This window comes from Dietzia sp. Cai40, from assembly GCF_014145165.1.
Classification (GTDB): domain Bacteria; phylum Actinomycetota; class Actinomycetes; order Mycobacteriales; family Mycobacteriaceae; genus Dietzia; species Dietzia natronolimnaea.
Window position 1 is genome coordinate 1 of sequence record NZ_JAALEB010000011.1, and the last position, 14,514, is coordinate 14,514.

The 14,514-nt window shown below is 62.2% G+C and carries 11 protein-coding genes and 1 pseudogene; 11 read left to right on the plus strand and 1 reads right to left on the minus strand.

Going from position 1 to position 14,514, the window contains the following annotated elements; genetic code table 11:
* The 8 genes and pseudogenes from G6022_RS00480 to G6022_RS00515 form a co-directional block, all read left to right on the plus strand.
* Positions 1-361, plus strand: a 361-nt coding sequence (locus G6022_RS00480; protein ID WP_277819473.1) for an Asd/ArgC dimerization domain-containing protein, incomplete at its 5' end; no start/stop codon positions are given.
* Between the two features lie 185 nt (positions 362-546).
* Complete coding sequence (locus G6022_RS00485) at positions 547-774, plus strand: hypothetical protein (RefSeq protein WP_182639599.1); 228 nt, start codon at positions 547-549, stop codon at positions 772-774.
* On the plus strand, positions 767-1,102 hold the full coding sequence (locus tag G6022_RS00490; RefSeq protein WP_182639600.1) for a type II toxin-antitoxin system PemK/MazF family toxin: 336 nt from the start codon (positions 767-769) through the stop codon (positions 1,100-1,102). The genes G6022_RS00485 and G6022_RS00490 overlap by 8 nt, the downstream gene beginning before the upstream one ends.
* A 68-nt stretch (positions 1,103-1,170) precedes the next feature.
* A complete protein-coding gene (locus G6022_RS00495; RefSeq protein ID WP_182639601.1) occupies positions 1,171-1,842 on the plus strand; it encodes an enoyl-CoA hydratase/isomerase family protein in 672 nt (223 codons plus the stop codon).
* A 264-nt stretch (positions 1,843-2,106) separates the two neighbouring features.
* A complete protein-coding gene (locus G6022_RS00500) occupies positions 2,107-2,385 on the plus strand; it encodes a hypothetical protein (protein ID WP_061917080.1) in 279 nt (92 codons plus the stop codon).
* Positions 2,386-3,621, plus strand: coding sequence for a cupin domain-containing protein (locus G6022_RS00505; protein ID WP_182639602.1), 1,236 nt, complete (start codon positions 2,386-2,388; stop codon positions 3,619-3,621).
* Between the two features lie 92 nt (positions 3,622-3,713).
* The gene (locus tag G6022_RS00510; RefSeq protein ID WP_241730971.1) at positions 3,714-4,535 is read left to right on the plus strand and encodes a sucrase ferredoxin; all 822 of its coding nucleotides are present in this window, start codon (positions 3,714-3,716) and stop codon (positions 4,533-4,535) included.
* A gap of 205 nt (positions 4,536-4,740) precedes the next feature.
* Positions 4,741-4,978: pseudogene (locus G6022_RS00515) on the plus strand (carboxymuconolactone decarboxylase family protein); the annotation flags it as partial.
* On the opposite strand, the gene G6022_RS00520 reads toward G6022_RS00515, so the two are convergent.
* On the minus strand, positions 4,915-5,070 hold the full coding sequence (locus tag G6022_RS00520) for a hypothetical protein (RefSeq protein ID WP_182639616.1): 156 nt from the start codon (positions 5,068-5,070) through the stop codon (positions 4,915-4,917). The pseudogene G6022_RS00515 and the gene G6022_RS00520 overlap by 64 nt on opposite strands.
* 1,144 nt (positions 5,071-6,214) lie before the next feature.
* On the opposite strand from G6022_RS00520, the gene G6022_RS00530 reads away from it, so the two are divergent.
* From G6022_RS00530 to G6022_RS16735, 3 genes are all read left to right on the plus strand, one after another.
* Positions 6,215-7,936: a hypothetical protein gene (locus G6022_RS00530; protein ID WP_182639603.1), complete on the plus strand. Its 1,722-nt coding sequence runs from the start codon at positions 6,215-6,217 to the stop codon at positions 7,934-7,936.
* Positions 7,926-8,834, plus strand: a complete 909-nt coding sequence (locus tag G6022_RS00535; RefSeq protein ID WP_182639604.1) for a hypothetical protein — start codon at positions 7,926-7,928, stop codon at positions 8,832-8,834. The genes G6022_RS00530 and G6022_RS00535 overlap by 11 nt, the downstream gene beginning before the upstream one ends.
* Positions 8,835-11,778: 2,944 nt before the next feature.
* Entirely contained in the window at positions 11,779-14,322 is a 2,544-nt protein-coding gene (locus G6022_RS16735; RefSeq protein ID WP_241730972.1) for a helicase-related protein, read from the plus strand.
* Positions 14,323-14,514 lie beyond the last annotated feature (192 nt).

The window sequence follows — 14,514 nt, forward strand, 5'->3', positions numbered from 1 at the left end:
GGAGCAGAAGCTGCGCAACGAGTCGCGCAAGATCCTCGACCTGCCGGAGCTGCGGGTCGCCGGCACCTGCGTGCGCGTCCCGGTGTTCACCGGTCACACGTTGAGCATCAACGCGGAGTTCGACAAGGACATCACGCCGGAGCAGGCGCGCGAGCTGCTGTCGAAGGCGCCGGGCGTCAAGGTCGTCGACGTGCCGACCCCGCTGGACGCGGCGGGCATCGACGAGTCGCTGGTGGGCCGCATCCGCCAGGATCAGTCGATCGAGGGCACCAAGGGCCTCAACCTCATGGTGGCGGGCGACAACCTCCGCAAGGGCGCGGCGCTCAACACCATCCAGATCGCGGAGCTGCTGGTCAAGTAGCGCACCTGCTGGTCGGGTGGCCAGTCGCGGGTTGAGCCGGTCGGGAGTACGACGACGACGAGGCCCCGCAGTCGCACATAGGCGAGAGCCGCCGCCCGGTCACGCAGACCGGGCGGCGGCTCTCGTGTCGTCGGGGGGCGACGACTTCGCTCTCTCCGCGGTATGACCGTGGGCATACTTGCGGTATGTCCCACACGCCGATCAAGGTGAGTCGCGACCTCCGGGATCTCCTCAAGAGGCAGGCCGCCGAGGGGCACCGCACGCTGGGCGATCATCTGGCGTATCTCGCCTCACTCGCCGAGAAGCAACGGCGGCTCGAGCGCCTGCGTGCGGAGATAGACGCGACATCGCCTGAGGATCTGGCGTCCTACCGCGAGGAATCCGAGTGGTGGGAGCGGGCGCAGGATGCCTGACCCGACCCCCGGGGAGGTCATATGGGTAGTCCGCGATCCCGTGGCGGGTCGTGAGCAGAGTGGTCGCCGGCCCGCGGTGGTGGTCTCGTCGCGCGCGCACATCTCCCTCGCCGATACTCTCGTGATGGTGGTTCCGGTGACGTCGGTGGATCGCGGATGGTCGAACCACGTCCTGCTCCGTGGAGACGTGTTCGATCGCGACTCCTGGGCGATGACCGAGCAGATACGCACCCTTTCGCGCCGGCGTGTTGTCGGCCATGCCGGCCAGGTGGATGCGGGGACCCTGGCAGACATTCGCCGGTGGATCCAGGATTTCCTCGACGAGTAGCGGTCGACCGCCCCGCCGCCGACCGACCCACCCCCACCCCACAACCCCACCACCCGAAAGGACCACCCATGACCCCGACCCTGACCCACCACGAGGACATCGCCGTCCTCACGCTCGGCAGCGACGAGAACCGCTTCTCCCCGGACCGGCTCGACGCGATCAACGCCCACCTCGATGAGGTCGAGCAGTCCGCGAAGGGGCTCGTCACCGTGGGGTCGGGCAAGTTCTATTCCAACGGCCTCGACCTCGACTGGCTCATGGCCAACTCGGACCGCCTGGACTGGTACGTCGGCCGGATCCACGAGCTGTTCTCGCGCGTCCTGACGTTCTCCCTGCCGACGGCCGCCGCGGTCAACGGGCACGCCTTCGGCGGCGGCGCGATGCTCGCGATGGCCCACGACTACCGGGTGATGCGCGACGATCGCGGCTACTTCTGCTTCCCGGAGGTGGACATCAACATCCCGTTCACTCCCGGCATGGCGGCGCTGATCCAGGCCAAGACGACCCCGCAGACGGCCATGACCGCGATGAGCACGGGCCACCGCTACCCCGGTGCCGAGGCGAAGGCCGCGGGCCTCGTCGACGACACCGCTGCGGAGGCCGAGATCGTCACCGCGGCGCTCGGGCGTCTCCAGCCGATCCTCGGCAAGGACCGCACCACTCTCGGCGCCATCAAGTCCACGATGTTCGCCTCCGTCACCGAGGCGCTGGGCCGGGGCCCCGGCGGCGTCAGCCTCTGATGCCCACCCGTCCCGGGTCGACCGCGGGTTCGGGGTAGCGCGGGGATAGTTCGACGACGACGACGACGACGAGGACCGCCGCCGCCCGGAAACGATGCGGTCGCCCGGTTACGCCGAACCGGCGGCGGCTTCGGTCGTATAGAGGTCGGTCCAGTGCCATAGTGGAACTGCACGCCCCTCGTGTCCCGGCCTGCTGCCGGAACACGTGGCCAGATCGCACGACTCCCTGCAGGTTTCGCACCTGCACCGACGAGAGGAACGCAGATGGCTATCAACGACGACGACATCACCACGTCCGGCGCTCAGGGCGAGGGCATCGCCGACGGCGGTTCCAATCCCGGCGGCCACGACGGCGGCGCCGACGGGTCCGCCCACCACATGAAGGGCGAGGGCGAGGGCCTGGCTGACGGCGGTTCGAACCCGGACGGTCACGACGGTGGCGCGGACGGTTCCGCCGATGGCTCCGCGAACACCGGCGAAGGGGTGGCCGACGGCGGTTCCAACCCGGATGGTGCCGACGGCGGCGCTGACGGCACGCAGTAATTGCGGGCGCTTCATCGGTGCGTCGCGTGCGGCTCGGATGAGTTCGCGGCTCGGGTGTGGGGGCAGCGGCCCCTGCTGACCCGGGCGTCCGAGCTGCCACGCGACTACTCCGACCTGCTCTCGCCCGCGATGGTCGACGAGATCGTCGCCGAGCGCGGGGTGCGCACGCCGTTCGTCCGGATGGCGCGGGAGGGAACGCTCGTCGACCGGGCGTGCTTCACCCGCTCCGCGGGGTTCGGGGCGCAGATCGCCGATCAGCTCGACCCCGACGGCGTGCTCACGCAGTACGCCGCCGGGGCGACGCTCGTCCTGCAGGGTCTGCACCGGTTCTGGCCGCCGATCATCGACTTCGTCCGCGGCATGACCTCGGACATCGGGCATCCGGTGCAGACCAACGCGTACATCACCCCGCCCGCGAATCGCGGGTTCGATCCGCACTACGACGTCCACGACGTCTTTGTGCTCCAGGTGTCCGGCACCAAGCGGTGGCGGGTGCACGAGCCCGTCCACCACCATCCGCTTGCGGACCAGCCGTGGACCGATCACCGCGAGGCGATCGCCGAACGGGCGAAGGACGAGCCGGTCATCGACACCGTGCTCGAGCCGGGGGACTGCCTCTACCTGCCGCGAGGCTGGGTCCACTCGGCCGAGGCGCAGGGCGATACGTCCATCCACCTCACGGTGGGCGTGGCCCCGTTGACCGGGCACGACGTCGCCACGGCGATGATCGAGGCACTGGCCTCGGAGGAGGATCTGCGGGCGTCGTTGCCGTTCGGGCTCGCCCCGGCCGATGCCGCGCGCGCCGAGCCCCACGCCCGCGAGGTCCTCGACGTGCTGGCCCGGTTGATCGGCGAGAAGCAGGAGCAGCTCAGCGCTCTCGCCGGCGACGCGCTGGCTGGCAAGTACCTCGATCTCACCAGACCCGCCGCGATCCGCCCGTTGGCCACCCTCGACGCCGTCGCTGCCCTCGAGCCCGACACCCGGCTGCACCTGCGCGAGGGGCTCCATGCACGTGTGGACTGCACCGACGCCGACGCCGACGCCGCCAATCCCGGCACGGTGGTGTTGAGGCTGCCCACCAAGTCGGTGACGTTCCCGGCGGTGTGCACTTCCGCCCTGCGCGCTGTCCTCGAGGGCGACCCCGTGAGCGCTGGTTCGCTGCCCGGCCTCGATGCCGACGACGGCCGGGTGGTTCTCCGGCGGTTGCTGCGGGAGGGCGTGGTGGTGGCGCTGTGAGCAGGCCTGCGGACTGGGAGCCGTGCAGTGACTCGTCGTTGCGCCGCGGCGATCCCCTGGACGGGTCGGGCTCCCGGGGGTTGCGGTGGCTGATGGTCGAACTGGCCGGCCCGTGGGGGTATTCGGCGTTGCTGGACTCGCCGGGTCTCCTTCCGCCCGAGCTGGGTCGCGAGATCGCCGGGCGCGCCCAGGAAGCGGATGTAAGGGTTGCCGCGATCCGCAGGCCGGGTCGTCGTCGTCATACAGAGGAGCCACGCTGGCGGTGGGCGCTCGCCGACGCCCGGCCCGGGCACGAGTCGCTGCGGTGGGGCGAGGTCGACGGCCCGGTCGGGTACGCCGAGATCCCCCTCGACGGTTCCGCCGGCACCCCGTCAGCGGACCCGCTGGTCGCCGTGTGCGCGCACGGCAAGCACGATCAGTGCTGCGCCGTGCGGGGGCGCAGCGCCGCGGCGCGGATCGCCGAGCGGTACCCGGAGGCGACCTGGGAGTGCTCCCACCTGGGCGGCGACCGCTTTGCCGCGACGATGCTCGTCCTGCCGCACGGTCTCTTCTACGGCCGCGTCGACCAGGCGCAGGACCCGGCCGACATCGTCGCCCGCTACACCGAAGGCCGCGTCGACGAGCGGTATCTGCGCGGACGCAGCAGCTATCCGGCGGAGGTGCAGGTGGCGCAGCATCACGCTCGCGCGCTGCTGGGAGATGACCGCATCGATGCCTTCGCCCCTCTGGACGTCCGAGAGGTGGCCGATGCGGACGGCGGCAACCACGTCGCTGTGACACTTGAGGGCCCGAGCGGCCCGGTGGCTGTGCGCCTGCGCGAGAGCTGGAGCGAGCCGATTTTCACGATGTGCCAGGCACACACGGCCGGACCGGTGCGGGAGTGGGAGTTGGTGGAGGTCAGGGCCGGCGGGTAGCGCCGCGCCCGGGTGACACGCCCGAGACAGCCACGACAACGACGACGAGGTTGGCACCTGCCCGATCCGGGAGCGGCCGCCCGGTCATGCAGTCCGGTCATGCCGTCCGGTCGGGTCGCGGCGAAGGCACTCCCATACTCGCGGCGAGCAGCACGGTGAGCATGGTGACCGCGAGCCCCGGAATGGGATGCGCGGCCCGTGCGAGTGGGGCGGCATCTGGACGCGGCCGAGCCTGGACCGTCGCGCACCCTCGATGATCACGCTGACCGCACTGGTGGCGCGCGGCCACCACGAGGAGCTGGCGATGCACCTGCGGGCGGGCCTGCACCAACGGGCTGAGACTGGACGCGATCAAGGAGCTGCTGCTGCAGACGGCGACCTACTGCGGGGTCCCCGACGCGAACACCGCCTTCCGGATCGCCCGGCAGACACCGGAGGAGTAGTCCGCTCGCAGGTGCATCGTCTCGACGAGGCCGGTCCGGAACTGCAGTGACGCGAGCAGGTTGGCGAGGATGCACAGCTCGCTCGGGTCCACGTGCAGGTCGTAGAGCTCGGCCTGCGGCGCGCGTAAACGGCGACGATCTAACGACGCAGCCGGATCTTCCTTATCCTGTGAAAGCGAGCCTACGAGCTCGATTACCGGAGCTGACGCGAAGTTCGCAACCTCTTCGGCGGAAGACACGTTGCGGAAGATGGTGCAGGCTGGGGCCCGCCCCCGGACCGGACGTGACCCAGGTGTCAGTGGTGAAACTGCTTGCAGCGGCGCTGGTCCTCGTCGTCAATGAGGCCGCTGTAGCCGTGTTCGCTGAGCCAGACGGCGGGGGCGCGAGCGAAGATTCGACAACCCACCTGCGGGAGGCTCGCACCAACCATCCGGGACCCGCGGGAGCCTCCCACGTTCTCAATGCGCCACTGGCCTGGGCGGAGTGATCCGCAATAGGGGAATGTAGCAAGTAAGAACTCTTGCACAGCCAGCTCGAACTGCTTACCAGCCCGCTGGCCTTCGAGCTTCTCCTCTATGGTGTCCGCCCCGAATCTTTCGGCAATCGCTCGAGAAATCTCGCGGCTCGTCCACTGCTTTGGGTCCGCGATTGATGCGGTGCCGTCCTTCGAAAAACAAGGGTCCTATCGTTTTCAAGGCGCCGATGGGAATCTCTCCGCGCAGTAGTGTTTAGAGAAGACAAACTGCGCTCTCGGAGGTAGGTATTTTTTCCATCCAGTCCAGTCCAGTCCAGCCTGGCGAGGGCGCTTCGTCCCTAAAGTTCAGGCGAGGATCTCAAAGGCCGGTCCCAAACGTCCGCGTGCCACATTAACATGAGTCCATGCTTAGGTCCCCCGACGATCTTCCAGGCGTGTACCAGGAGTGGCAGGCGGGCTTGGCCTCCAAGTTCTTCGCCGATTGCAACGGGGGCACCGTCGTCATGTTTATCGACGAAGACGAGCTGCAGCAGCTAGCGCCCCACGGGGAGGATGGGCGGCGGTCACTGGCGCGCGCGGTTCGGAGCGCAGCCCCCCCTGAGCGCGGAAGCCTCATGTTCAGCTCGATGGTCCAGATGCAGTCGCTTTGGAGGCGTGGTCAAAGAGAAGGACCCCCGCCGACGTTGCCCATACTCGCTCTTAGTGTACTTGCCGCAAGCGACATGGGCCGCGACGCGTTTGGAGCCAAACACAATTACTATATGCGTCTCGCGCAGGCAATCCTTCCCGATGGATCTCGTAGCCAAATTGGCGACTTGCGGTACGCGTTGAGGGAGCGAGGTGCCTTCGCGGACGTCGCCGAAATGTGGCGGGCTCTAGATGAATGGATAGGCCAGAATGAAGAGCGTGTTGGCACTTCTACAATTTCTGCCAACGAACATCTCAGTAGAATCGGTTTCCCAATTTCTCAAGCGATTGCGAGAAAGTCGGACAAGGCAATCCTGACTCAATTTTTTCACTCGGCCGAGATTTTTAATGAGAGCCTTCCGTCGGCACCCGCTCTAATCGAGCGTTTGCGAATCTGGGCGCACCACCAAGACCGCGGTTTAAGCTGGCGCTTTGTCGAGGTACTCCGAGACCCGGCGCTGTCAACAATGCTCGAGCCCATTGTTTATGGATGGGCTGAAGGGTGGGACGGTGACATAGTCACAGATAGAGGGCTGAAGCGACTCAATGTTCAGCTGGCCGTCGACATCGATGCGCCGGACGCTTGGTGGGTAGTCTCCGCGCCTAGGGGAGCCGAATCCGACATCGTAGAGGGAGAAACCACGGGCGGGGAATTTGCAGCGCTTCTAACTCCCGACGAATACAGCGCCTTCTTTGAGTCGGAAGGATTGCCCCCCGTACGGTCTGAAGATGTTCGCAGAGGTTTTCAAGCTGTGGGCGAGGTATATGAGGCGCACTTCAAACCGTTCGACTTTTGCGTGATGCGGGAAGATGCGGATGCTGGGGGATGGATTTCGGTGGAGTCAGTAGAGGCCTTCGAAGAGCACCTCTTGGTTGTATCGCCGACGATGCTGATCAGTGCTGAACGCTTACTCAATGGCGCCGCTGACTCGGGGTGGCGCAAGATGGAAAGCCGAATGGCGCACGAGGTGCTCCCCGGCTTTACGATCTACTTTGGGGTGGTGTTTTCGGACGAGACCAAGCTGATGGCTGTTCTAGACGAAGTTCCGAGTTCGACGGCAAGGAGTTTTAAGGGTTCGCAGCGTGCACGGCCGCGTTTCATCGAAGGACTACCTCTACACCGCTTAATAGATCGTTCCACCTATCTCGCGGGCGGGGAGCCTGACTTAGTCATCCCAGTTACAGAGGGTGACCGCGAAGTGGAGGTGACGCTAGATGGGGATCGGCATCAAACTTTCCGCGCATCTATATTCCCGATTCCATTAAGTCGGTTCGGCCCATATGCCGTTGGCACACACACTGTCGAGGCAGACGGCGTCTGCTTGGCTTTCACAACGATGTCCAGCGCGGGTGCTGAGTATGTTCCGCCAGGGGTAGGCGAATTGGGTTGGCAAGACGGCCAGCTCAGTACTGGCAGCCCGCACCAAATCAGCGGTGGATGGATGGGCGAGGAGGAGGATCCGGGCCTAGTCCTACTTCAGCGTAACGCGTTAGAGAGCTGGCTCATTCAGAATGACGGTAGCGTTCGCCGATTCGTAGAGCCAGAACCGCCCGCGCATCCACTTAGTCTTCCATTCAAGTATTTCGAGATCCGGCGTGACTCCGGGGCCTGGCTGCTTCAGCGTCGATATAGCGGATGGATAGTGCATCGGCTGTCCCCGGGCGAGCCTAATATGACAAGACTCAATAGGAAGGCCCAGAATATCTGGGACCATGTTTCTGGCTCAGTCAAGACGAACGATCGTTTATGGTGGCGCTTCGCCATCGCTGCTTGGGAAGTATCGCATGGACGCTGACCTTTTACTGGCCTGGATGAGCGAAACAGGCTCGGGAGATATCGACAACTTGCGAAGTCGGATCACTTGGCTGGCCCGTAACTCTGATGTGAATCCGAAAAAATACGAGGTCGGCAGATGGATGCGCGAGCTCTCCGCTCTCGGCCACGTGGAACTGGACTGGAACAGTGGGCGGTGGGCAATCGCGCCTCCAGCAGCGGTGCTGCTCCCCGTGTCCGGTGGAACTGTCGCGCTGACCGGCTTGCGCCGCAAGGGGCTGATCGAGTTGCTGTCCGAGACTGTGGCAGTTCATATTGAACGGCCGAACCAGACGGAGGGACAGCTGGCGCCCGTTTCAACAATTTTGCTTCAGGCAGATAGCTTCGGTGAGCTGATATCGGCGGTGAGGTCGGTCGGTGTTAGCTATGTCGGCAATGCAGCTGAAAAAAATGCCGATCGGCTTCCTCCGATTTCCCTGAAAACGGCGGCTGGGCCACCTGCCAGAAACGACCGTGTCGAGAAGCTTTCGACCGACGGCGCGTTGAGATTCGTAACTTCCCGCCCGTCAGGCAACGGGCTGTATAAGATTGCTAACTATAAGAAGCCAATCTACCGGTTCTACAAGATGGGGCGTTGGTACCAGTGCGATTTTCCAACCGGGGTAATGTTCGATCGTCTAGAGAAAGGTCTGAAAGGTTTCCGGTTCGTTCGGGACCGTGTCAGTGGAGATGAAGAGATCGGGAGATTGATAACTGATCCTGGGGTACAGTTGCCGGTTCTGCAGGCGCGCGCACTTTATCTATGTAGCGCGGTGCCTCCGGAGGTCAGTCGCGTTACAGGGGACTCGATATTCTATAACGTGCCGCGAAGTGTGGCGATCAGCGTGTCAAAATCGGTTCACCAAACCTTGGAAGATTAATCAGCCGCCCTTCAGTGAGGCTATTTATTCGAGAAAGGCGAGATCAATGGATGTGCAGGAAACGTTTGATCGTCTTAAGGAAGCTTATTTCAGATATTACGACACTCCGTTTCGGCTTGCAGACGACCGCTTGCAAGAAGAGCGGCGGGCTCTGTTCGACCGAGATAACGGGGCGTACAGGAACCCACTAGTTGAACTCCGTCCCGAATACGCTACATTCGGCCGAACTCTCGAGGAGTCGGCTCGGAAAGCCGACGCACCCGACGAACTAGCTGAGTTCGCTATGAGGGGCTTGATTCCGCCCGGGTTGTCTCTTTACGCGCACCAGGAGCTCGCTCTGCGAGCAGGGTTGGAGGCTGGGCGCAACCTCGTTGTAACGGCGGGGACGGGCTCCGGAAAAACGGAGTCATTCATGCTTCCTATTGTTAGCTCACTGCTTGAGGAATCACGGAGATGGGGTGGTGCCCCGGCTAAGTCATCGGCCTGGTGGCGGGAGGGTGGACGCGAATTTGTTCCCCAGCGGCGAGGCGAATCTGGGAGACAAAAAGCGGTCAGAGCGCTAGTTCTCTACCCAATGAACGCTTTGGTTGACGATCAGCTGATGCGGATGAGGCGAGCGCTCGATAGTGACGATGTCCGGACCTGGCTAGACGAGAACCGCGCCGGCCATAGGTTCTTCTTCGGCCGTTACACCGGAGCTACTCCTGTTACCGGGTCTGCGGAAACATCGTCGGCGGTATCGCGACTAAGAAAAGTTCTACGCTCGACAGAGCGCCGCGCTCGTCGGGCTCACGAACTTGCGGAACTAACGGGGAATGATGACACGCGGTATTTCGTTCCTCGACTAGATGGTGCGGAAATGCGATCTAGGTGGGACATGATCGACTCGCCGCCGGATATCTTAGTGACGAACTACTCGATGCTCAACATCATGTTGCTACGCGATCGAGACAGTGAGTTTTTCGAATCTACCCGGCGATGGCTCGACGAGGATGAGAGAAATCGCTTCACGCTTGTTGTCGATGAGTTGCACATGTACCGCGGCACGGCGGGGAGTGAGGTCGCTTACTTGCTGAGAAACCTCAAGGAACGGCTCGGGCTTACAGGTCGGCCGGAACAGCTACGCATTCTGGCGGCTTCCGCGTCGATAGATCCCGACCGGGACCGTGACTACCTTGAAGAGTTCTTCGCCGTAGACGCGGACAGCTTCGAGTTTGTTCCGGGTTCGGTGTTAATGCCGAGCAGCGGTCCTTCAGTTTCGCGGGAGCTCGCCGAACGACTCAAGGCGATGCCCGACGATATCGAGCTGGCGAGGCTCGCAAGGGCCGAGGGTGTCATGGACACGCTTCGGCTTGCCTTCCGGGATTCTGATAAGAGCGAAACAGGTAAGACTATCGCTCGGCCAATCACCGAAGTGGCGTCGCGTGTGTTCCCCGCCTGTGACGCGGCGGACGCAGAAGAGGTTCTGAGGCGCTTGCTCACTGGGATTGCGTCTGAGGCGAATCCGTCCGATCCAAAGATGAGAGGGCATTACTTCTTCCGTAACATACCCGGAGTGTGGGCGTGCTGTAACCCGGAGTGCACTGCTGTCGATTACGCGGATAGTAAGCGGTCTGTCGGAAAGTTGTATGCCGACCCCGTGACTCGTTGTGAATGCGGTTCGCGAGTCCTAGAGCTCTTATATTGCCAGAGCTGTGGCGATGTAATGCTTGGTGGTTTCACACCGGAAGGGGAGGCCCAGAGCAACCGACTGAACACTCTGCTGTTAGCTGACGTTCCTGAGTTGGCAAAGTTGCCAGACCAAGTTCGTTTGGAAAGGACGGCAGAAAACTACGTTGTCTACTGGCCGAATCCGACCCGGAGTCTGGACTCGATTGAACGACCCAAGTGGACCCGCGACAAATCAGCGGTTGAGTACTCGTTCCGTCGCAGCAGGCTTTCGTCGTCGACGGGTAGAATCGAAAACACTGGTACCCGCCAGACTGCAACCGGGTGGACTTTCCATGCAAGGGTTCGGCCCGCTGCCCGCGCGCGTCGAGGGCCGTGGACAGTAAGTCCATTTCCTACTCAATGCCCGTCGTGCGGGGACGACTGGGAAGTTCTTTGGGGTAGAGATGGAAATCGGCTCGCTCCGACGGATCCGCTCGCCCAACGATCTCCAATTCGAGGTATGCGGACCGGTTTTGAGAAAATCAATCAGGTTCTAACGTCCGAATTGGCCTCGTCGCTTCCTGAGGATCAGCGCAAGTTGATTCTCTTCACCGATAGTCGACAAGATGCCGCTAAAATGGCGGCCGGCCTCGACCTGCGGCATTATCAAGATCTACTGCGCTTGCTGATCCATCGCGAGCTATCCGGGTATGAGACCGTTGGGTCCGATCTTGAGCTCGCAAGGTTGCACTATGCGGAAAACATCAAGTCTGCTTCCTCGTGGGCAGCAGTCGAACGATTGGAAGAGCGGGGAGACCCCGCCTACGAAAATCTAGTGAAGATTTGGGAAGGCCGCCCGGGGGCAGACCCGCAAAGCGAGCCCTCTATCGCTGCCCGGATCCTGCGCGGCCCTACTCTGTCGGATTACGCAGGAGCTATCGCCGATCGACTGCTTGCGATGGGTGTCAATCCTGGGGGTCCCCATGCGAGTCTCAAATCGACTTCCGACGCTCGAAGCTGGTCTAGCCTATTTCGATGGGACGTTAACCCGCCGGCGCAGCGGTCTCGTCCTACCGTGTCGCAACAAGCGCTCCTTGATAGGCTCGGTGAATCCCTTCTTGAGGAAATTCTGGACGGACTGTTTTCCGGTGCGGGCAGGGATTTCGAGTCGCTTGGTTTGGGTTGGATCTCGCTGTCCACTGATAACGAACCACTTGAGGTTCCCCAGAACAGTAAGACGGCTTTTGCTAGGTCGAGTTTACGAGTTCTCGCAGGTCTCCGTCGATTTGACCATATGCGCTCCCCTCGTGAGGATCCGCCCCGGCAACTTCGGAATCTGTGGCGTGCGATTGAACGTGACGGTGGACCGAGCGAGCATGAGCTAAGAGAGATCTTCGAGGATCAATGCGGTGGAGCCGTCCGGGACTTTCTAATAGATCCTGATCGAGTAGTTCTACGGGGTGCGTCTGCGCGAGGTTGGCGATGCGAGTCTTGTAGCCGAATCCACCTTAGTTATGGGTGTGGGTACTGCACCTATTGCAGTAGGCGCATCCCAGCTGATCAAGTCGATGTAAATTCGGAGCTGGATTACTACGGGTGGAAAGCTACTAGGAAGTCGGGGCAATTCCGGTTTAATTGCGCGGAGCTTACGGGCCAAACCGATCGAATTGACGCCCAGGCCCGGCAGGCGAGATTCCAAGGCGTATTTTTAGGGACAGGTGACGACGAAGAGGTTGATCGCGCTGATGGGATAGATTTACTGAGCGTGACGACCACGATGGAGGCGGGGGTCGACATAGGCGCTCTGAGTGCGGTGGTCCTGGGTAATATGCCGCCGACTCGGTTTAACTATCAGCAGCGCGTTGGCCGCGCGGGACGGCGTGGTAATCCGGTCGCTATCGCTCTCACCGTCTGCAGGGGGAGGAGTCACGATGAGTACTACTTCGATCAGCCCGGTAAAATAACCAACGATCCAACTCCCGAGCCGTACCTCGCGATGGGCCGCGAGGAGATCGTGGGGCGCACTTTGCGCTCTATGGTTTTGAGGCGAGCGATGTCTGATATCTCGATGCAGCTCGACGCAGAGTCGTTCAGTCCAACGGTTAACGTTCACGGGGCCTTCGGCCTGGTGGCGCAGTGGCCATCAATTCGAGCGGAACTTGGAATTTGGTTGAGAGAAAACCAGGTGGACATAGAGGCGTTTGTCGAGGCGCTGACTGATAAGACACAGCTAGCTGCTAATCGCTCGAGGATAGCCTCCGCGGTAGTCGACGGGCTACTGCCACTCATTGACAAAGCCACCGCGGACGGGAGCCACGGACATGACGACCTGAGCCAGAGGCTCGCCGAGCACGGTGTCTTGCCGATGTTTGGTTTCCCAACGAGCGTTCGTCATCTATACCTCGAACGACCGACCAAGTCGTACCCGTGGCCGCCCGCGGACGTCATCGATCGTGATCTGACGATGGCTGTGGGGCAGTTTGCGCCAATGAGTGAGTTAGTCCGCGACGGCCGCGTCCACACGGCGGTGGGGGTGGCGGCGTTCGAGCCGACGGCTGGAGGTAGACCACAACGCGTTGAAGATGATGCGCTGGGGATCGAGCGTGCCGTCGCGTTGTGCAAGTCATGCTCGTTCTTGGCGGACAACCTGGTCAGCGGCGAGGATGGCTGTCCGAATTGCGGCAACCTCGAAGCGTTTTCGTCGATCCCTCTGAGGGAGCCCCTTGGCTTCCGCGGTGACGCTTCACGAGATTTCGATGGGAATTTCGCATGGTTCCCCCGCGGCGTATCTTCACGAGCTTTGGCGGATTTCGGAGAACTGAAGAACGCTAATTTTGGTTTCACTAGAACGTTCAGTGGTCCCGGTCGGCGGTTCGTCATTAATGATAATGCAGGAAAGCTATTCGCCTTTAAGGAGGCGACTCCTGGCTGGTCTGACTGGGGTGGGTACGTCGCCGTTGACGCGCTAGAGAAGAATCTCGTGCCGAAGGGCGCCGCGCGAGGCGAGCCGTTTGATGTGGCTCTCGGAGCGGTCCAGCCGACCGACTTTCTCTTCGTCGGTCCTGAGTCGGGGGTCGTACCAGAGGCCGGTCTTCGGCTTGACCTGACTGTCGGGTTCCAGCCGAACGGTGCTCCAGATCCTGTTGATGGTAGGCGGGCTGCTTGGTTTTCGCTTGCGTATCTCCTTCGAAAGATGGCTGCGGCGTTTCTGGATGTGGAGCCGCCTGAATTGGTGGCTGGCATCTACGCCGGTACAGACGCTCAACGGCGCCCGGTGCCGTACGCGTTCATTGCGGACGCACTTGAGAACGGCGCTGGTTTTGCGACTCATTTGGGTAGTGAGAGCGTATTTCCGGCCTTCTTGTCGGAGGTCGAAGTATTCCTGAATCGTCTTGAGAGAGACGATCACGCTCCTCTTTGCTCGTCTTCTTGTTATAAGTGCCTACGGGATTATGGCAACATGTCCTTCCATGCGCTTCTTGATTGGCGACTTGCAAGGGATCTACTCGGAGTTTTGCGGCGCGGTGCACTGAGCGTGGACGAGCGCCGTTTGCATGCCGCCGTGAAGGTTTGGGCCGATGGTTACGACGGGGAAGTAATAGAATCATCTCCGGGCGTGGCGCGGTTTAGTCACCCCCGCTTGGGAGAGCACATTCTTTTGGTGCGACATTCTCTCGAGGCGGCAGACCGCGATTTGACCTGCGAAAGAGTGAGTTCGGTTCTTGCCAACCTGGGGGTGGACTCGAAGGACGAACGACTGGTGATGATCGATCACGTGAGCCTCGACCGTGACCCCGGAAGAGTGTTCAAGCTGTGTGACGATCGCGCGATCGGCTGAGATTCCGGGAGGCGGGCCCGTTTCCGCAAGTGCGGAAACGGGCCCGATCGTCCATGGGAATGTCGTGTAGGAGTGAGCAGCACAGGCGTGCCGGGGGATCAGATCGCTGACATATTGAGTATTTGGAGGTTTGGGGGCCACCGGATATTGCGTTTGGGGGCCAGCAGTATTGCCGTTGGGGGCCGGTGATCG